Origin of the sequence: Paraburkholderia largidicola (genome assembly GCF_013426895.1) — a bacterium.
GTDB lineage: Bacteria > Pseudomonadota > Gammaproteobacteria > Burkholderiales > Burkholderiaceae > Paraburkholderia > Paraburkholderia largidicola.
This window is the reverse complement of sequence record NZ_AP023174.1, coordinates 1,259,730-1,279,590: the sequence shown is the minus strand read 5'-3', so window position 1 is coordinate 1,279,590 and position 19,861 is coordinate 1,259,730. Positions and strand designations below refer to the sequence as shown.

The following is a 19,861-nucleotide window of genomic DNA, read 5'->3' as shown; positions in this document are numbered from 1 at the left end:
ACACAAACATAAGAAGCGCAGTTGACGCTTCTGAGTTACGCGGCGCATGGAGAATCCCATGCGCCGTTTTCTTTTGGAATCGTCCGCGCGCGATGTGACAGGCGGATGATGTTCCTGGGACGGGGACGCGTTGCACGCCTCGCTCCGATTTGCTCAGTTACGTGGCTGAGCCTTCGCTGCCACTTCCGGTTCGACGATATCGCCCCCCAGCAGATGCACGCCTTCGCGCAGCTTCACGAACGCTGCCGCGACGGCTTCGGGCTCGCCCTTCACGCCCAGATCGATATGCCGGCGCGCATAGATGCCGCCGCGCTCCGCATCACCGACGCTCGGCAGGCTGAACACGCGCACGCCAGGAAAATCATGTTCGATCTTTTCCATCAGCGGCGTCAGCGTCGATTCGGGCAACTCGAACACGAGCAGAGACTTTTCCGCATGCGGCGTCGAATGATGCAGATGCTGATACTTCGTATCCAGCACCCATTCGATCATCGGCCAGGCCATCACCGGAAAGCCCGGCACGAAATGATGGTCGCCGACGGAAAAACCAGGAATCTTGTTGTACCCGTTCGGAATGATCGACGCGCCGCGCGGATACGTGCCCATGTTCAGACGATGCAGATTCTCCGGCGAGTCGAAATCGACGGGCGTGGACGAACTGGCGGGATGCATCTCGCGGATGCGTTCCTGGATCAGCACCTTTGCCTCAGGGTGCAGTTCGAGCGGCACGGCAAGCGCGGCGGCCGCGCACTGGCGGGTGTGATCGTCCGGCGTCGCGCCGATGCCGCCCGTCGAAAACACGATATCGCCCGACGCGAACGTGCGGCGCAAGGTCGCCGTGATGCGCTCCGGATCGTCGCCGATATATTCGGCCCACGACAGCGACAGGCCGCGCGCGCTCAGAAGCTGGATGACTTTCGGCAGATGCTTGTCGACGCGTCTGCCCGACAGGATTTCATCGCCGATGATGATGACGCCAAATGCCATTGAAGCCTCTTCAATCAGTAGGAGACAGGCGCTGTGCCGCGCGCGCCGTGGGGACCATGGTGGCCGTTCCCGCCATGCTCGCCGGCGCGCATCCGCTGCAGCGCGCGCAGGCAGTAGTAGCCGAACCAGAGCGCCGTGAACACGAGGATAAAAGCATAAATCCAGATCGTCACGGCAGTCATCACAGGGAACAGCACGATCAGCCACACGGACGACGCCCAGATCAAGGTGGGCAGCGAGCCGAGCAGCCCGCTCGCCACGCCGATCAGCAACAGCGGCAGGCGATGCTGGCGCACCAGCGCGCGCCGCTCCTCGCTGCTGGCGTGCAGCGACAGCGCGTCGTAGGTCATCACGCGATAGGTGAGCCAGCCCCACAGCAGCGGCGGGATCAGCGCGAAGAACGGCGGAATCAGCCACAGCGGCAGCGTGATCACCAGCACCAGCAGGCACACGAGCGTCGTCCACACGGAATGCACGAGACTGCCGGCGAACGTGCCGCCACGCCGCATTTCCAGCGCGGCGAACTGCCGCTTCGACAGATGCTTGATCACGGCGGGCATCGACAGCGTCGCGATCAGCAGCAGCACGGTGACGACGATCAGCGGAATCGCCACGGCAATCACAATGAAAGGCGCCACGGCCGCATGCAGCGACGAAAAACCGAGCCAGTCGAATAGCCCGTAGAGCGTCGTCGTGAGCGGCCAGCTTTCGAGCCAGCCGCGCGTTGCACCGATCAGTGCCTGCCAGGAAAACCACAGCACCACGCCCCAGACGATCGTGGCCGCCGCGAACGGCATGAACGTCAGCCACAGCATGCGCGGATGGAACACGGAAGACAGCGCGCGCCCGAACGAGCGCAAGAGATCATTCATGCGTAGTCGATGAAGTGATGGGAATGCGGGAAAAGGAAGGAAACGTGGACAGGATAAACCACGTCGGGCGTCAGCGCCGAAAGTGAAAGCGCGCGCTCACGCGTGGGTGCGCAAGCGTTGCCGTGCAATTTTGCTGCGCGACCTGAAGACGCGCGCGTGGGCGACAGAAAGACGTGTCGACAGTGAAAGACGACGCGCTTACGCCGCGCCCCGCTGCTTCTTGCCGCCGATCCGCTGCGCAATCCGCACGAACGCGAGCCAGTGCTGCGCCCAGAAGCCTTCGCCGTAATGACGGCCGCTGAGCTGGTCGCGAATGCCCGTCGGCTCCATTTCGCGGCTCCACGACGCGCTGCCGAACAGCATGTCCCACCACGGAAAGAGCACGCCGAAGTTGCAGCCGTACTTGAGCCCTTCGTGACCGTAGCCGATCGCATGATGCCGGCGATGGAAGGTCGGACTGACGAGCAGGCGTTCGCCGAGCCAGCCGAAATGCAGACGGATGTTCGCGTGCTGCACGCTCTGCGCGAGGTTCGTGATCGCGACGAGCACGACGAACTGCGACGGCGGCACGCCGATGAACAGCGCGATCACGGCGAAGAAACACGCCTGCAGCAGATCGTCGAGCAGATGGTTGCGGTCGTCGGCCCACAGCGACATCTGCTGCTGGCTGTGATGCACCGCGTGCAATTCCCACCAGACGCCGATCTTGTGCTGCCCACGGTGATACCAGTAGCCCGCGAAGTCGAGCACCAGCAGATACATGATGAACGTCACGAAAGGCTGCGTCGTCACGCCGGGCCACAGATTGTCGAGTTCGATATTCGCGATGCCCTGCAGACGCAGCCAGCCCTGCACCGAATCGAAGAACGGCTGCAGCGCGAAGAAGAAGAACAGATTGAGAATGCCGAGCTTCGCGATCCACGTGTAGAGCACGTCGACGCGCACCGCCTTGCGGTCCTTCCACTGCTCGACGGGCCGCAGCGCTTCGAGCGGGCGCAGCAGCGCGTACATGGCCAGCACTTCCAGCACGCCGACGATCACCCAGTAAAGGCTGTCGTAGGTGTCCTCGTCATAGTCCATCAGGTTGAAATGGAACAGCAGCGGCTGCACGACGTCGACGTACAGCAGCGTCTGGATCGATGAAACGAAGCTATCGAGACTGGAGGCGATCAGCTGGAACATGGTGCTCTTTATGCGTCGCGGTTCTGCTTCACTGTGCGGCTTGCTCGTGCGGCTTCACTGCGCGTTTCAATGTCAATCTCGTCGTGCAATGGACGGCGCGCCGGCAAGGCGCGCCGTCCCCGCGATCACGCCCCGTTCGGCGCGGTGACAGGTGCGCGGTTGAAGAAATAGATGCCGTGCGGCGAACGGCCGACAGCGATCGTCTGGATCAGCTTGTGCGTCGTCAGGTCGATCACGCCGACGTGCTTCGCAAAGCGGAACGTAACCCACAGATAGCGTTTGTCGGCGGAAAGTTCCATGTCGTCAGGTCCCGGCATCAATCCCGTGATGTCGCCGACATTGGTGAGCGTGTCCTCGTCGAGGATGCTGATGGTGCTGGCCACGCGGTTCGACACGGCCACATGCTTGCCGTCCGCGAGCGAGCGGAAGTTGTGCGCGCCCTTGCCCGTCGTGATCGTCTTGACGATCTTCTGGTTGCGCCAGTCGACGACGGCGACATAGTCCGCCCCCGTCATGCCGATCAGCAGATATTTGTCGCCCGGCGTCATCCACAGGCCGGCCGGCACCTTGCCGACTTTCATCTTCCACTTGACCTGCTGCGTGGCGAGATCGACGGCCGCCAGTTCACCCGACACCTGCAGCGTGACGAACACCGTCTTGCTGTCGTTCGTGAACGCCATGTGGCTCGGCATCACGGCGAGCGGCAGGCGGCTCGCGAGCGTCATGTTGTGGCCGTCGTAGTGATAGATGTCGAGGCGATCGAGGCGCAGGCCCGTCGTCACGAGCCACTTGCGATCCGGCGAAAAACCGATCTGATACGGGTCTTCGATGTTCTCGACCCAACGCTGCGGCTTACCCGTTTTCGGATCGACGAACATCAGGTTGTTCGACACCGAATTCGCGACGATCAGCGACGAATTGTCCGGCGTCGGCATCAGGTGATGCGGCTCCTTGCCGGTCGGCACCGTGTCGATTACCTGACGCGTGTTCTCGTCGATCAGGCTCAGCGTGGCTTCGCCGGAATTGAGCACGATCACGTTGTTGGCGAGGACTGGCGGGGAGAAGAAGCTTGCTGCCGCGACGAGCGCCGCGCCTGCTGCAAACGTGCTGGACAGGCCGGGAAGGGAAAATTTGCGCATGAAAACTCACATCAGGGGGTAATCGCCATTGTAGAACGTTTGCGTGACGCTTCGGTTGACCTCGATCGGGGAAAAGGCGAGCGTTGCGGCGCGGTGACGCAGGGCGCGCCGGACGGACGGCGCGCAGGCGCGCGATCTGTGGTTTGCGGCGGTTCGGCGCGCTTTGCCCATAACGGCACACCCGGGCGCGCCCAGAAAGCGCGCCCGCGTCGCTCAACGCTGCATCGACTCCCACACCTTATAGAGACGCTTGACGGAAACGGGCATCGGCGTACGCAGTTCCTGCGCGAACAGCGACACGCGCAGTTCCTCCAGCAGCCAGCGGAACTCGACGAGCCGGGCATCCGGCACGCCGCCGCGCTGCGCGAGCGCTCGCTGGTAGTTCTGCGCGAGCGGCTGAAACTCTGCGAACTGGCGCGCGTCGCGTGCCGAGTCCGCTTTCAGTTTGTCGATGCGCAGCGCGATGCCCTTCAGATAGCGCGGGAAATGCGTCAACTGCGGGTACGGCGTATCGACGATAAAGCGTTTGCCGATCAGCGCTTCCAACTGGTTCTGCATGTCGGCAAAAGCCGCGGCGAACGGCTTCGCCTGCGCGAGTTTCTTCACGACGGCCGCATACTCGCCAAGAATCTGTCCGCCAAGGCGGGCAATCTCCTGCGCGAGCAACGTCAGCCGGCTGCGGCCTTCGTCCTTGCGCGCGTGGAAGCTCGCGTCGTCGTCGGGCAGCGGGTCCTGCAGGCACGCGCGGTCGAGCGCCGTGTCGATCAGTTGATCGCGCAGTTCTTCCTGCGTGCCGCGCGGCATGAACTGCATCGCCATTTCGCGCAAGCCCGGCAGGTTTTTTTCGAGGTATTTGATCGGCTCGCGCAACTGCAGCGCGAACAGTCGCCGCAGACCCGCGCGATGGATGCGCGCGGCCTCGTCCGGCGAATCGAACACTTCGACGTCGCAATGCGTGCCGCGATCGACGAGCGCCGGATAGCCGAACAGCGTGTGCCCGCCGCGCCGGATTTCGAGCAGCTCGGGGAGCTTGCCGAAGTTCCACGTCGTCAGGTTTTCGTAGAGGGCGGTTGCGGGAGCAGCCGCTGCTTCGCCGGCAGCGGGCGTGTGCGGCACAGCTGAGGCGCCACGCGCGCCTCCACCATTCCTACCGCCCGTCGCTTCACGCGCGGGAGCATCGCCGCCGCCCGAGCCCGCATTCGCGAGCGCCGCACCCGCCGCGCTCGACGCGATTTTCTGGAACTGCTGTTGCGCCTGGCCGCCCAGCTCCGCGCGCAGTTGCGCGAGATTGCGGCCCATCGCGAGCTGCCGGCCGTGCTCGTCGATCACCTTGAAGTTCATGAACAGGTGCGGCGCGAGCGTTTCGAGCTTGAAGTCCGACTGCTTCGTCGCGATCTGCGTCTGCTCGCGAATATCGGCGATCACCGTGTCGAGCAGGCCGCCCGCGCCGAATTTCGGCCCGCTGTGCCGCTCGACGAAGCCCGCCGCGTACTCCGGCAACGGCACGACGTGGCGGCGCAGCTTCTGCGGCAAGGACTTGAGCAGCAGTTGCGTCTTTTCCTTCAGCATGCCCGGCACGAGCCACTCGACGCGCCGCGCATCCACCTGATTCAGCGCATACAGCGGCACGGCGAGCGTCACGCCGTCGCGCGGCGAGCCCGGCTCGAAGTGATAGGTGAGCGCCATGTCGACGCCCGCCATCGTCATCCGCTTCGGGAACAGGTCGGTCGTGACGCCGGCCGCCTCGTGGCGCATCAGATCGTCGCGTGACAGATACAGCAGGCGCAGCTTGTCTTCCTGCTGCCCGCTCTTCTTCACTTCGTCGCGATACCAGCGCTCGAACGCGGCCCCCGTATGGATGCCGTTCGGCACAGCCTGATCGTAGAACGCGTAGATCAGTTCGTCGTCGACCAGTACGTCCTGGCGGCGCGACTTGTGTTCGAGCTGTTCGATATCGGCGAGCAGCTTGCGGTTGTGCGCAAAAAACGCGAGCTTCGTGTCGAACTCGCCTTCAACCAGCGCGCCGCGGATGAACAGCTCCCGCGCGCGCGCCGGGTCCTGCTTGCCGAAACTGACGCGCCGCCGGTGATAAATGGGCAAGCCGTACAGCATCGCGCGCTCGAATGCCGACACCTGCGCCGCGCGCTTTTCCCAGTGCGGCTCGGAGAGCGACTTCTTCAACAGATGCGCGCCGACGCGCTCGATCCATTCCGGCTCGATCTTCGCGATGCAGCGGGCGTACAGCCGGCTCGTTTCGACGAGTTCCGCCGCCATCACCCACTTGCCTGCCTTCTTCACGAGCGCCGAGCCGGGCCACAGATAAAACTTGATGCTGCGCGCGCCGAGATAGTAGGGCTCGTCGTCGGCCTTCAGACCGATATTGCCGAGTAGGCCCGTCAGCAGCGCCAGATGAATCTGCTCGAAGGTCGCTTCGCTGTCATTCACGCGCCAGCCGTGCTCGCGCACCACCGTGAGCAGTTGCGAATGCACGTCGCGCCATTCGCGCAAACGCAGATGCGACAGGAAGTTCTGCTTGCATGCATCGGTCAGCTGCCTGTTCGACTTCTTGTGCGCGATGGCCTCTTCGAACCACGCCCAGATCTTCAGCCACTGCAGAAACTCTGAGCGCTCGTCGGCGAACTTGCGATGCGCCTGGTCTGCCTGCTCCTGCGCGTCGATGGGACGGTCGCGCGGGTCCTGCACGGACAGCGCACTCGCGATGATCAGCACTTCGCGCAGCGCCTGCTGGTCGCGCGCGCCGAGAATCATCCGGCCGACGCGCGGATCGAGCGGCAGGCGCGCGAGTTCACGGCCGAGCGGCGTCAGCGCGTTGTCGTCGTCGACGGCGCCGAGTTCGTTCAGCAGTTGATAGCCGTCGGCAATCGCGCGCCCGGGCGGCGGTTCGATGAACGGGAAGGTTTCGATGGCCGTCAGATGCAGCGACTTCATCCGCAGAATGACGGACGCCAGCGACGACCGCAGAATTTCCGGGTCGGTGAAGCGCACGCGCGACTGGAAATCGGCTTCGTCGTAGAGACGGATGCAGATGCCGTCCGCGACCCGTCCGCAGCGCCCTGCCCGCTGGTTAGCCGCCGCCTGCGAAATCGACTCGACCTGCAGCTGCTCGACCTTGTTGCGGTACGAGTAGCGCTTCACGCGGGCGAGGCCCGTGTCGACCACATAGCGGATGCCCGGCACCGTCAGCGAGGTCTCGGCGACGTTGGTGGCGAGCACGATGCGCCGCGCGTTCGACGGACGGAACACGCGTTCCTGTTCAGCCGCCGACAGCCGCGCGAACAGCGGCAAAATCTCCGTGTGCGGCGGATGCTGCTTGCGCAGCGCTTCCGCCGCGTCGCGAATCTCGCGCTCGCCGGGCAGGAATACGAGCACATCGCCCGGGCCTTCGCGGCACAGTTCGTCGGCGGCTTCGACGATCGCGTCCATCAGATCGCGGTCGGTCTCCCGCTGCGTTTTCGGACGATCGCCACGCTCCCGGCCCGCATTCCCTTCCGCCGACTTCACCGCCGGCGAATCTTCGGCGACGGGACGATAGCGGACCTCGACGGGATACAGCCGGCCGCTCACCTCGATCACGGGCGCGGGTTTTTCTTCGGAGCCGAAATGACGTGCGAAGCGATCGGCATCGATGGTCGCCGACGTCACGATCAACTTCAGATCCGGGCGCTTCGGCAAAATCTCTTTCAGATAGCCGAGCAGAAAATCGATGTTCAGGCTGCGCTCGTGCGCCTCGTCGATGATCAGCGTGTCGTACGCTTTCAGCAGCGGATCGGTCTGCGTTTCCGCGAGCAGAATGCCGTCCGTCATCAGTTTGACGGACGCGCCCGGCGCGAGATTATCGGTGAAACGCACCTTGTAGCCGACCACTTCGCCGAACGGCGTGCCGAGTTCCTCGGCAATGCGCCGGCCCGTCGCCGAAGCCGCGATCCGGCGCGGCTGCGTGTGGCCGATCAGCCCGCTACCGCCCGCGCCGAGTCCGCGACCGAGCGCGAGACAGATTTTCGGCAACTGGGTCGTCTTGCCCGAGCCCGTCTCGCCGCTGACGATCACGACCTGGTGGCCGGCAATCGCGCGCGCGATTTCCTCGCGTCGGCCCGAGACGGGGAGCGCTTCGGGGAACGTGATGGGTGGAATGGGATTCGGTTCGACGACGCGCGCGGGCTTGCGGGGCTCGCGCGGCGCGTTGCGCTGGTTTTCTCCGCCCGCCTCGCGCGACGCATTGCGCTGTTTCCCGGCGCCCGGCTCGCCGCTGGCGCGTGGATTATTGCCTTGCGCGCCACCTTGCGGGTTGCCTCGAGCACGCGGCGCCTGCTGTCGGCGGGCGTCACCTGCCTGATCCGGCCCACGCTGACCCTGCTGATCCCGCTGCCGGTTCGGCGCGCCGTTCTGCTGCTCGCGCGCGCCGCTTTTCCCGGCGTTCGCGCCTTGCTGTTGCTTCGCCTCGCCGTGCGCCGACGCGCCCGAACGCGGCGCATTCGCAACATTCACGGAAACGTCACGGCGCGTGGCGTCGCCGCGCGCGTCACGCGTCGCGTCCTGATGACCGCGCGGCGCGGGGCTCGCCGCGTCTTTCGCGGCAGCGTCAGCCGCGTTTTTCGTATCGGCTCCAGTGGAGCTTTTGGGTACATTCGACATGGGGGCGCATTATAATCCGGGGCATGAATTCCCAAACCGACCTCGTCCCCACGCCCGTTCCTTCACCGGCATCGCCCGGCGACTCGGAAGCCCTGCTGCAGCACGCGCAATTCGTCGACTGGATGCGATCGGTCGCGCCGTATATCCACGCGTTCCGAAACAAGACGTTTGTCGTCGGCTTCGGCGGCGAGGTCGTGCATCAGGGGCTGCTCAACGCGCTGGTATCCGACATTGCGCTGTTGCAGGCGATGGGTATCCAGATCGTGCTCGTACACGGCTCGCGTCCGCAAGTGGAAGAGCAGATGAGCCTGCACGGCGTCGAGTCCGAGTTTTCGCACGGCATGCGCATCACCAATGCGCGCGCGCTCGAATCGGCGAAGGAAGCGGCGGGCGAAGTCCGTCTCGACATCGAGGCCGCGATCAGCCAGGGCTTGCCGAACACGCCGATGGCGCACGCGCACATCAGCGTCGTGTCGGGCAACTTCGTGACGGCGCGTCCGGTCGGCATTCTCGACGGGGTCGATTTCCAGCATACGGGCGTGGTGCGCAAGATCGATGCCGAGTCGATCCGCCATTCGCTCGCGAGCGGCAAGATCGTGCTGCTGTCGCCGCTCGGCTTTTCGCCGACGGGCGAAGCGTTCAACCTGGCGATGGAAGACGTCGCCTCGGCTGCCGCGATCGCGCTGCGCGCCGACAAGATCGTGTTTCTCACCGAAACGGAAGGCCTGCTCGACGAAGAAAGCGCGCTGATCCGCGAGTTGTCGCTGGACGACGCATACCGCCTGCACGAAAGCGGCGCGGTGACGGGCGATGCCGGCTTCTATCTGAAGCACTCCATCCGCGCTTGCCGTGGCGGCGTTGCGCGTTCGCACATCATTCCCTACGCGCTCGACGGCAGCCTGCTGCTGGAACTGTTCTTGCACGATGGCGTGGGCACGATGATCTCGTACGAGAACCTCGAAAGCCTGCGCGAAGCGACGCCGGACGACGTCGGCGGCATTCTGACGCTGATCGAGCCGCTGGAAACCGACGGTACGCTGGTGCGGCGCGGGCGTCACCAGATCGAACGCGACATCGACCATTTCTCGGTGATCGAGCACGATGGCGTGCTGTTCGGCTGCGCGGCGCTGTATCCGTACCCGCAGGAGCGCATCGGCGAGATGGCGTGCCTGACGGTCGCGCCGGAAGCGCAAGGCTCGGGCGACGGCGAACGGCTGTTGAAGCGCATCGAGCAGCGCGCGCGGGCGCGCGGACTGACGCGTATCTTCGTGCTGACGACGCGCACCGAGCACTGGTTCCTCAAGCGCGGCTTCGTGAAGGTCACGGTCGACGACCTGCCCGAAGACCGCCGCCGCCTCTACAACTGGCAGCGTAAGTCGCTCGTGCTGATGAAACAGCTCTGAGCGCTCACAATAACGACGCGCCGCCGTTCCACATCGATTACAGGAGAAGCACAGCATGACTCGCATGGTTCAATGCACGAAGCTCGGCAAGGAAGCCGAAGGTCTCGATTTCCCGCCGCTGCCGGGCGAACTCGGCAAACGGATCTACGAGAGCGTCTCGAAGGAAGCATGGCAGCAATGGCTCAAGCAGCAGACCATGCTGATCAACGAAAACCGCCTGAACATGGCCGATCCGCGCGCACGTCAGTATCTGATGAAGCAGACGGAAAAGTTCTTCTTCGGCGAAGGCGCCGATCAGGCAACGGGCTACGTGCCGCCCGCGGAAAGCTGATCTTCGCGGCTACAACTCGCGACAGGCAAAAAATCCGCGCCCGGTGCGCGGATTTTTTTCGCCGGTTTCCGTCCGCCGGGTCGGTCCGCTGCGGCCGGCAAATTGAACGAAACCGTTAATCCCGAGCCGCCTTTTCAGCCCCCGCCGAATTCCCGCAATCCCCCGCCAGGCAACGGATTGCGCGCCCTTCCCCGCCCCACGTCGGACCAGCGGTTTGCACGATCCTCGCTTATCGTGCTATCATGTGCCTCGTTCTAACAGCATTAACCCTTCATTCGCGTTCAGTTTGCACCGTGGCCGCCAAGCGCGCCGGGTTCGGATTGAATTGTTTTTTATACAAGAAGGCTTGTCGGTTGTTTCGTTGCAAATCGCGTCGGTCTGATCGGCGCGATCCAGAGCGACGCCTCGCCGGCCTTTTTCGTTTCAAGCCTTTTCAAGCGGCATGAGCGCACCGCGTGCGTGACTGTCCTCCGGTATCTGCCCCCCTGCACGGCCACGTGGGTACCAACGTTTAGCAGCAACTATCAAGTGCAATTTCGCGACGACCTTCGCGATGCACGGGCGTTACTTTTTCTGCGCAAAGTGCTTATGCACGTCTGCGCAGCACGCCTTTGCGTGGTCCGTGCGGGGCGTTACGCCTGTTCGCATCGACCGCTCGCGAAACTGCACTTTCCAGCAATCCGTGGCGGAGCGCTTTTTGCGTTCGGCCGCAGTCATAGGAGCTTGTACCTTGACCGCTTCCAGCAACGGTTTCTGGCGACATAAAAACAAAGACAACAGCCTGACTCTCGACGACATCACCGTCGTCGACAATTCCCTTCTCAAACGTGCCGTCGGCGCCATGGCGCTCGGCAACGCCATGGAATGGTTCGATTTCGGCGTGTACAGCTATATCGCTGTCACGCTCGGCAAAGTGTTCTTCCCGTCGAGCAGTCCGTCGGCGCAGTTGATCGCGACCTTCGGCACGTTCGCCGCCGCGTTCCTGGTGCGCCCCATCGGCGGCATGGTGTTCGGCCCGCTCGGCGACCGCATCGGCCGTCAGCGCGTGCTCGCGATGACGATGATCATGATGGCCGTCGGCACCTTCGCGATCGGTCTGATTCCGAGCTATGGCTCGATCGGCATTCTCGCGCCCGCGCTGCTGCTCGTTGCGCGTCTGGTGCAGGGCTTTTCGACGGGTGGTGAATATGGCGGCGCAGCCACCTTCATCGCCGAGTTTGCGACGGATCGCCGCCGCGGCTTCGCGGGCAGCTTCCTCGAATTCGGCACGCTGGTCGGCTATATCCTCGGCGCCGGCACGGTTGCCGTGCTGACGGCGACGCTGTCGCAGGAAGCGCTGCTGTCGTGGGGCTGGCGTGTGCCGTTCTTCATCGCGGGTCCGCTGGGTCTGGTCGGCCTGTATATCCGGATGAAGCTCGAAGAAACGCCCGCCTTCAAGAAGGAAGCGGAAGCGCGTGAAGCGGACGAATTGTCCCGTCCGAAGCAGAGCTTCGTCGAACTGCTCGCGCAGCAATGGAAGCCGCTGCTGCTGTGCGTCGGCCTCGTACTGATCTTCAACGTGACCGATTACATGGCGTTGTCGTATCTGCCGAGTTATCTGTCGGCGACGCTGCACTTCAACGAATCGCACGGCCTGTTCCTCGTGCTGCTCGTGATGGTGCTGATGATGCCGATGACGCTCTACGCGGGCCACCTGTCGGACAAGATCGGCCGCAAGCCCGTCATGCTGCTCGGTTGCGTGGGTCTGTTCGTGCTGTCGATCCCGGCGCTGCTGCTGATCCGTATGGGCACGGTCCTGCCCGTGTTCGCCGGCCTGCTGATTCTCGGCGCGTTGCTGTCGACGTTCACGGGCGTGATGCCGTCGTCGCTGCCCGCCCTGTTCCCGACGAAGATTCGTTACGGCGCGCTGGCGATCGGCTTCAACGTGTCGGTGTCGCTGTTCGGCGGTACGACGCCGCTGGTGACGGCATGGCTGGTGGACCGCACCGGCAATCTGATGATGCCGGCGTACTACCTGATGGGCGCGTCGATCATCGGTATCGTGTCGGTGCTCGCACTGCGCGAGACGGCTCGCAAGCCGTTGCTCGGCTCGGGTCCCTGCGTCGCGACGCGTGCGGAAGCGCATGCCGTGCTGCGCGGCGAGCGTGAAGCCGAGGAAATCGACGAAGCGTATGCAGCCGCTGTGACGGCGCGTGCATAAGCATCATCGGTTCACGCATTGAATTGAAACGGGTCAGCTTCGGCTGACCCGTTTTTTTATGGGGTGAGCGTATGCAGCGTGGCTTCGACATGCGCGCCGTCGATCGTCAAGATGCCCGCCGAAATCGGCAGCCTGAAGCGGCGCGGCCCCGCGCTGCCGGGATTGACGAACAGCACGCCGTCGCGCTCGACGATCAGCGGCTTGTGCGAGTGCCCGGTCACGACAACGCGCACGCCCTCGTCATGCAGATTGCGCGGCACGTCGGCGATATCGTGAACGACGAAGATCCTCACCTGTTGCACATCGAGCGTCGCGTGGGTTGGAATCGACGAGGCCCATGAACCCGTGTCGTTGTTGCCGCGCACGACCGTCAACGGCGCGATGGGTGCCAGCGCATCGAGCACTGCCTGATTGCAGATGTCGCCCGCATGAACGATCGCGTCGCACCCCGCCAGCCACGCCAGCGCCTCGGGTCGCACGAGATTGTGCGTGTCCGAAATCAGGCCGATGCGTGAAGATTGCGTGCGGCGCGTCGTCATCGTGCGTTCCTGAAAGATCTCAATCGAGCGCGGCCAGCGGCGCGCGTGGCTTGCGCGACATCGCGACCCGCCGCTTCGTCGCGCCCTGCACGAGCACTGACACGACCGCGCCGCATGCGAATGCCGACAGCACGCCGAGCGTCGGTCCTCACACGCGCCCCGCCATCGTCAGCGCGGCGAGAAAACGGGGGACGCGCGCGAGCATCCGCTATTCCTTGACCAACTGTTCGATGCGGCTGTCGGGCACGAGCCACATGAACGCACAAAACGTATAGAGCGCCACCGACACCCACGGCGCGATGAACGCGAACACCACACCCGACAGATACATCACGACGGACAGCTTGCCCTTGCGATCGCGGCCGAGTGCACGCGCCAGCGTCGAGTCCGGGCCGTGATGACGGATCAGCACATGCGCGAGGATGAAGTACGCAATCGCGCACATGAAGAGATCGAGGCCGTATAGTGCGGTCGGCCAGGCGGCCAGATGGCTTTCGCCGATCCAGTGCGTAATGGCGGGCATCAGCGACAGCCAGAACAGCAGATGCAGGTTCGCCCACAACACGCCGCCCGTCACCTTCTGCACGGCATGGAACATGTGATGATGGTTGTTCCAGTAAATGCCGACGTACAGAAAGCTCAGCACGTAGGCGAGAAACACGGGGATCACGGGGCGCAGCGATTCGAGATCGAAGCCCTCCGGTACTTTGAGTTCGAGGACCATGATCGTGATGATGATCGCGATAACGCCATCGCTGAAGGCTTCGATTCGTCCTTTACCCATCTGCCCGGTTCCTGTTGCGGATCTGGTTGTTCAATCGACGCAGGCGAGGCCCTACGCCGCCGCTGCCGATTATCCGCGATCACAGGCCGGGCTGTCGATCATGGTCAAATACAGGGCTCGTCTCATGGCTCGTGATAGATCGCGAGCCACACGGTCTGTTCCGTCTCATGCGTCCACGCCACGCGATGCCTGCAATGCGGCCCGATCAGCACGTAGTCGCCGGGACGCATGTCGTGCAGCGTCGCGTCTTCCTCGAACTCGAGCACGGCCGCGCCCGACAGCAGCACGACCCATTCGGCGCGCGAGTCGTCGTACCAGAAGCCGGCGGGACTCGTATGCCCCATCGATACGATGCGCTCCACGTTCAGGCGCTGTCCCGTAACGAGCACGTCGATCCGCTCTTCGCCGTCACGCTTCGCTTCACCCCTGAACAGATTGCCCGTTTGCAGTTGCATGTGTGGCGACCTCACTTCAGCGGCGCGAGGCCGTCGAGCAGCGTCGGGACCAGCTCGCTGATCGTCGGGTGGATATGCATGGCGAACTGCAGCGTCGTGTAGGGCGCGCGCGCCGTCATGATGTCGATGAACGTATGAATCGCCTCGTCGCCGTCGACACCGTAAATCGTCGCGCCGAGGATCTGCTTCGACGCGTTGTCGACGAGCACCTTCATGAAGCCGTCCGTCTCGCCCTTCTCGCGCGCGCGGCCGACGCGCGTCATCGGCATTGTCGCGATCAGCGCATCGCGGCCGCTCGTGCGCACGTCGTGCTCGGACAGGCCGACACGCGCAAGCGGCGGATCGACGAATACTGCGTACGCCATGATCCGGTCGTCGACACTGCGCTTGCCGCCGTCGAACAGATTCGCCGAGACGATCTGATAGTCGTCGTAAGAGGTATGCGTGAACGCGCCGCGCCCGTTCACATCGCCGATCGCCCACACGCCGGGCACATTCGTGCGCAACTGGCCGTCGACGGGAATCGTGCCGTGCTTGTCGACACTGACGCCGGCCGCGTCGAGACCGAGATCGTCGGTATTCGGGCGTCGGCCTGTTGCGAATAGCAGATGCGATGCTTCGAGGGGTGCGGGATCAGCGCCGAAGAACACACGCACGCCATCGCCGCTCTCGTGCAACGGCTCGACACGTGAGGGCTCGGCGCCGAAGCGGAATTCGATGCCCTCGCGCGTGAGCACTTTCTGCACGTTGCGCGCGAAGTCTTCGTCCTCGCGCGTGAGCACACGGTCGCCGCGCACGATCACCGTCACGCGGCTGCCAAAGCGGCGGAACACCTGCGCGAATTCGAGCGCGATATAACTGCCGCCGACGATGGCCAGATGTTCTGGCAAGTCGGTCAGATCGAGTAGCGTCGAATTCGTGTGATAGCGAATGCGCTCGAGTCCTTCGAGCTTCGGAATGACAGCGCGCGTACCAGTGTTGATGAAGATTTCGTCGGCCTCCAGTTCGGCCAGCACGTTGCCGCTTTCGGGATCGGTAACGGTGAGCGCATGCGGGCCGGTGAGACGCGCATGGCCTTTGAAGACGGTGACGTTTTCCGTACTGCGCAGCCACTTTTCGACGCCGTCGCGCGACTGGCCGATGATCTTGTCTTTGCGGGCCTTCACCTGCGCGAGATCGACGCTGACATCACCCGCAATGTGCACGCCATAATCGGCTGCGCGGCGCGCGACATGCGCGGTGCGTGCGCTCGCCACATACGCCTTGGTCGGCGTGCAGCCGACGTTCACACAGGTCCCGCCAAACTTGTCACGTTCGATGACGGCCGTCTTGCGGCCGTTCTCCGCAAGACGCACGGCGAGGGGCGAACCGCCCTGTCCCGTGCCGATCACGATGGCGTCGAAATGCTGTGGCATGGCAGATCTCCCGAATCGCGTGTGCGAGTCGGTCATCTTACGCCAGCCGTGTGTTTCTCGAAGGGGTGAGTCCCGGTGGGTGAAACGTGGGTCGTTCGGACGTCGTTCAGCGCATCATGCCGCGCGAATCATGCATCGCAATGATGCAGCGAGCAGATCAGTTCGCGCGAGCGTTGCAGCGCGGCGCGCGCGCCGTTCGTCGCGACGACGAAACCCGCCTGGCTCAGATTGAAGTCGACCTGCACCATGATCTGGATGAGCGACACCATCGGCAGCACTACGGCCGGGTGATAAAGCTGTCGTTCGATGATCGCTCTCATGGCTACTCCCATCAATGACGCCGCGTATCGGGCACGACGTCGATCTGCATAAAAAGTTTCGATGGGTGGATTGTAGAGAGCGAAGTGTTAGGGATAAATGAGCTAATCGCGAAGATAGTTGTCGACGGAGCAGAACAATCCCGCAACGCCTTGCGCCGTATGGTTATGGGCCCGCTGCAGCCGGTTGCGCGGGCCATTGGCGGGCCATAAAAGAACGGTCATTCGAGCGGCGCGGCGATGAATTCCTGCAGCGCTTCGGCCCGCTTCGAGAATGCAGCCAGCGCGGGGTAACGCGCGGGATCGACGAGATCGGGCAGCATGAACTGCTGGAATCGCCACGTGACGGCCAGCGTGATGTCCGGCCGCATCAGACGGTCGCCCAACAGCCAGCCGTTTCCTTCGCGGCCCGCGATGGCCGTCTCCAGATGGTCGTACGCAGCGAACAGTTGCGTCTGGACGCGCTCGATCCACGGTTGATGCTGGCGCTCGGCGGGACGCAGATTCAACTCGTAGACGTTCTGCATGGTCTTTTCGCAGGCCGCGAGCGCGAAGCCGATCAGGCTCAGCGCCTTCAGGCGCCCGGCTGGGTCCGCGGGTATCAGGCGCTGGTCGGGCGCGCTCAGATGGTCGAGATAATCGAGGATCAGCGACGAATCGATCAGCAGCGTGCCGTCGTCGGCGATGAAGGTCGGGGCCTTGACCACGGGATTGATCTTCGCGAACGCGTCGAAGTGCCGGAACACCGATACGCTCTGGTGCTCGAACGGCAGGCCGAGCACGGCGAGCGAAATGGCGACGCGCCGGACGTAAGGCGAATCCATCATGCCGATCAGTTGCATGCTGCTTTCTCCCGTTGGGTTTGGTGTCAGCGGGATACTGTAGACGAATGGGCGTGGGATGGCGATGGCTGTGCGCTGCAGGCCGCCTATCGGGCTCTTACACTGGGCGAGCCGCTCGACGCGCTTTGCCGGAAGGAAAGCACGAGAAAATTTTCGATCCCGCGAATCCGTTTGCGAATCTGCCGCCTCTTAGCTGCCGAGGGACGTCCTCGAACGAGCTTAGGAGCCAACGATGTTTTATGTGAAGAATGTACCCGTCTGGGAAAGGATTGCACGCGTGATCGTGGGAATCGCGGTCGCCGTGCTGTCGATTGCGTTCTGGACGGGCGCCGTCGGGATCATCGTCGCGATCGCGGCGCTGGGCATCGTCGTGTCGGGTCTGGTGGGGTTTTGCCCGGCATGTGCGCTGGTCGGGCGGCGCCTGCAGAAGGCGCAAATCCGCGCGCAGGCGAAGGGCTGACGTGCACGCGAGCGTTCCCGCGCCGGACGAGCGCCTCGACACCGTGACGGCCGCGCGCTCGGGCGACCCCGCCGCGCTCGAACGGCTGCTGCGCCTTTACCAACCGGATATCCGCCGCTACGCGCAGCGCCACTGCATGATTTCCGATGTCGACGATGCGGTGCAGGAGGTGCTGTGGATCGTGTCGCGCAAGATTGGATCGGTGCGGGCGCTGGCCGCGTTCTCAGGGTGGCTGTTCGCCGTCGTGCGGCGCGAATGCCGGCGGCTCGGGCGCCGCGCGTTCGACTTCGATCCTTACGACGAGGAACGCGTCGACCGCTGGCTGGCTATCCACAGTAGCGACACGTTGCGGCTGGAACTGGTGGCGGCGCTGGAATCGCTGCCCGCGGATTATCGCGATGTGATCTTGCTGCGCGATTTCGAAGAGCTGACGATCGGCGAAATCGCCGCCAGGCTGGGGATGACGGCGGCAGCGACGAAGAGCCGCTTGCATCGCGCGAGGGTGATGGCGCGGGAGTATTTGTTGGGGGAGGTTTGACGAAGCGTCCGCGTCCGAAAACGCATCGCGACGCGTCGCTCAACTGATATGAGCGTGAGGGGTGTCCTGGTGCCGGGGACCGGACTCGAACCGGCAAGCTGTTAAGCGGCGGATTTTCGTCACACTACGTCTTTCGACGCCGTCTGCTACGACCTGACAGCAAACGTTCGTGCGCTGGACTATGCCTTCGCCATCGCGATGCGCGTATTGCACACCCATCGCCTAAGGCGCCCCCCGTCTAGTCTCTACACCTTCCGCGCCTTCCGTCCCGCATCGGCAGGAAAGAAAACGGGCTTGGCTCGGCGTTGCCTCGTTGCACCGCGTGAATCGCGCGCATTCAGGGGTTTCGCCGAATTTGAAGGGTTCTGCACCGGCCGTTTCCGGCTGGGCACTCAATGCTTTAAGTCCGCTATGTTTACCAATTTCATCACCCCGGCAGGGCGGACGCGATTCTACCATCGCGCCGCAGCCTGACCAAACCGGCGCGAACCCCAGTTTCGCCCATGCGCGACCCAGCGCGCATTCATCGACCCGTCACAAACGTTCCCGATAATCCGCCCCACGAAAACGTTTACAACGACGCACGCCCCTCGACGCGGCGCGCGGCACAGGCTGACGGGAACCCAACGATGACGCCCACGATCAAGGATGTCGCCGCGCACGCGGGCTTTTCGATCGCGACGGTCTCGCGCGCGATCAACGCGCCGCATACGGTCAACCCCGTGACCCTCGAAAAAGTGCGTCAGTCGATCGACGCCCTCAACTTCCGCCCGAGCCCGCTCGGCCGCCAGCTACGCGGCGAGCGCTCGCGCCTGATCGGCGTGGTGCTGCCGACCCTCGCCAACCCCGTGTTCGCCGAATGCCTGCAAGGCATCGACGAGCTGGCGTCCGCGCAAGGCTACCGGCTGATGCTGATGACCACGCAATACGACGCCGACCGCGAGCGCCACGCGATCGAAACGCTGCGTGAACAGCGCGTCGAAGGCCTGATCCTGACGGTGGCGGACGCCGACACGCACCCGCTGCTCGACGAACTCGACCGCGACGGCATGCTGTACGTGCTGATGCACAACGACACCGTGCGCCGCCCGTCCGTGTCCGTCGACAACCGGCAAGCCGCCTATGACGGCGTGCGCATGCTGATCGCGCACGGCCATCGGCGCATCCTGATGCTGGCGGGCACGCTCGCCGCGTCCGACCGCGCGCGGCTGCGCCATCTGGGCTACACGCAGGCCATGCAGCAGGCGGGGCTCACGCCCGCCCCCGCGCTCGAAATCGATTTCAACGCGGACGAACTCGCGCCCGCCGTGCTCAACCATCTGACGACGGGCGCGAATCGCCCGACGGCCCTCTTCTGCTCGAACGATCTGCTCGCGATGGTCGTGATGCGCGGTCTGCGCCGCGCGCGCCTGCAGATGCCCGACGACATGTCGATTCTCGGCTTCGACGGCCTCGCGATGGGCGAACTGCTGTCGCCGCCGCTCGCGAGCGTCTGTGCGCCGAACCGCGAGATCGGCTGCGCGGCGTGGCGGCGGCTGATCGCGCGCGTCGACGGCTCGCAGCCGACGGGCTTCGAGGACGCGCTGCACGCGCCGTCGCTGTCGTTGACCTTGCCGCACACGCTGCGCGAAGGCGCAACGGTCGCGGCTATCTCCGACGCGTCGGGCGCCATGTCGAGCCGCATCGTCCGCTCGCCCGCGTAATCGACTTTAAAAACACCCTTTTTCAACCTCCGGGAGACCTG

General features: G+C 64.1%; 17 protein-coding genes. 6 read left to right on the top strand and 11 right to left on the bottom strand.

Annotated elements, in window-relative coordinates; all coding sequences use genetic code 11:
* Positions 1-153: 153 nt before the first annotated feature.
* The 5 genes from PPGU16_RS05720 to hrpA all read right to left on the bottom strand — a co-directional run bounded on the left by PPGU16_RS05720 (position 154) and on the right by hrpA (position 8,833).
* Positions 154-987, bottom strand: a complete 834-nt coding sequence (locus PPGU16_RS05720) for a competence/damage-inducible protein A (protein ID WP_180722068.1) — start codon at positions 985-987, stop codon at positions 154-156.
* Between the two features lie 14 nt (positions 988-1,001).
* Positions 1,002-1,859, bottom strand: coding sequence for an EI24 domain-containing protein (locus PPGU16_RS05715; protein ID WP_180722067.1), 858 nt, complete (start codon positions 1,857-1,859; stop codon positions 1,002-1,004).
* Positions 1,860-2,057: 198 nt separating this feature from the next.
* The gene (locus tag PPGU16_RS05710) at positions 2,058-3,041 is read right to left on the bottom strand and encodes a sterol desaturase family protein (RefSeq protein ID WP_180722066.1); all 984 of its coding nucleotides are present in this window, start codon (positions 3,039-3,041) and stop codon (positions 2,058-2,060) included.
* Positions 3,042-3,166: 125 nt separating this feature from the next.
* Positions 3,167-4,180: a YVTN family beta-propeller repeat protein gene (locus PPGU16_RS05705; protein WP_180722065.1), complete on the bottom strand. Its 1,014-nt coding sequence runs from the start codon at positions 4,178-4,180 to the stop codon at positions 3,167-3,169.
* A gap of 213 nt (positions 4,181-4,393) precedes the next feature.
* A complete protein-coding gene (hrpA, locus tag PPGU16_RS05700; protein ID WP_180722064.1) occupies positions 4,394-8,833 on the bottom strand; it encodes an ATP-dependent RNA helicase HrpA in 4,440 nt (1,479 codons plus the stop codon).
* Positions 8,834-8,856: 23 nt separating this feature from the next.
* Between hrpA and argA the strand changes: the two genes are divergently transcribed.
* The 3 genes from argA (at position 8,857) to proP (ending at position 12,767) form a co-directional block, all read left to right on the top strand.
* Positions 8,857-10,236 (top strand): amino-acid N-acetyltransferase, encoded by a 1,380-nt coding sequence (gene argA, locus PPGU16_RS05695; protein WP_180722063.1) that lies wholly within the window; start codon positions 8,857-8,859, stop codon positions 10,234-10,236.
* Between the two features lie 55 nt (positions 10,237-10,291).
* Positions 10,292-10,567, top strand: coding sequence for an oxidative damage protection protein (locus PPGU16_RS05690; RefSeq protein WP_180722062.1), 276 nt, complete (start codon positions 10,292-10,294; stop codon positions 10,565-10,567).
* A 730-nt stretch (positions 10,568-11,297) separates the two neighbouring features.
* The gene (proP, locus tag PPGU16_RS05685) at positions 11,298-12,767 is read left to right on the top strand and encodes a glycine betaine/L-proline transporter ProP (protein ID WP_180722061.1); all 1,470 of its coding nucleotides are present in this window, start codon (positions 11,298-11,300) and stop codon (positions 12,765-12,767) included.
* A gap of 56 nt (positions 12,768-12,823) precedes the next feature.
* Here the strand turns inward: proP and PPGU16_RS05680 are convergent, their stop codons facing one another.
* The 6 genes from PPGU16_RS05680 to PPGU16_RS05655 all read right to left on the bottom strand — a co-directional run bounded on the left by PPGU16_RS05680 (position 12,824) and on the right by PPGU16_RS05655 (position 17,119).
* Complete coding sequence (locus PPGU16_RS05680) at positions 12,824-13,306, bottom strand: metallophosphoesterase family protein (RefSeq protein WP_180722060.1); 483 nt, start codon at positions 13,304-13,306, stop codon at positions 12,824-12,826.
* Positions 13,307-13,514: 208 nt separating this feature from the next.
* Entirely contained in the window at positions 13,515-14,090 is a 576-nt protein-coding gene (locus tag PPGU16_RS05675) for a TMEM175 family protein (RefSeq protein WP_180722059.1), read from the bottom strand.
* Positions 14,091-14,212: 122 nt separating this feature from the next.
* Positions 14,213-14,545, bottom strand: a complete 333-nt coding sequence (locus PPGU16_RS05670; RefSeq protein WP_180722058.1) for a cupin domain-containing protein — start codon at positions 14,543-14,545, stop codon at positions 14,213-14,215.
* 11 nt (positions 14,546-14,556) lie between these two features.
* Positions 14,557-15,960, bottom strand: a complete 1,404-nt coding sequence (locus PPGU16_RS05665; RefSeq protein WP_180722057.1) for an FAD-containing oxidoreductase — start codon at positions 15,958-15,960, stop codon at positions 14,557-14,559.
* A gap of 128 nt (positions 15,961-16,088) precedes the next feature.
* Positions 16,089-16,280, bottom strand: coding sequence for a hypothetical protein (locus PPGU16_RS05660; protein ID WP_007585578.1), 192 nt, complete (start codon positions 16,278-16,280; stop codon positions 16,089-16,091).
* A 218-nt stretch (positions 16,281-16,498) separates the two neighbouring features.
* Positions 16,499-17,119, bottom strand: coding sequence for a glutathione S-transferase family protein (locus PPGU16_RS05655; protein WP_180722056.1), 621 nt, complete (start codon positions 17,117-17,119; stop codon positions 16,499-16,501).
* A gap of 232 nt (positions 17,120-17,351) precedes the next feature.
* On the opposite strand from PPGU16_RS05655, the gene PPGU16_RS05650 reads away from it, so the two are divergent.
* From PPGU16_RS05650 to PPGU16_RS05640, 3 genes are all read left to right on the top strand, one after another.
* Positions 17,352-17,579 (top strand): YgaP family membrane protein, encoded by a 228-nt coding sequence (locus tag PPGU16_RS05650; protein ID WP_180722055.1) that lies wholly within the window; start codon positions 17,352-17,354, stop codon positions 17,577-17,579.
* A gap of 43 nt (positions 17,580-17,622) precedes the next feature.
* Positions 17,623-18,117 carry an RNA polymerase sigma factor gene (locus PPGU16_RS05645; RefSeq protein WP_238267902.1) on the top strand — a complete coding sequence of 165 codons (495 nt, stop codon included), beginning with the start codon at positions 17,623-17,625 and terminating at the stop codon, positions 18,115-18,117.
* A 629-nt stretch (positions 18,118-18,746) separates the two neighbouring features.
* Positions 18,747-19,820 carry a LacI family DNA-binding transcriptional regulator gene (locus PPGU16_RS05640; protein WP_180722053.1) on the top strand — a complete coding sequence of 358 codons (1,074 nt, stop codon included), beginning with the start codon at positions 18,747-18,749 and terminating at the stop codon, positions 19,818-19,820.
* The last annotated feature ends 41 nt before the right edge of the window (positions 19,821-19,861 follow it).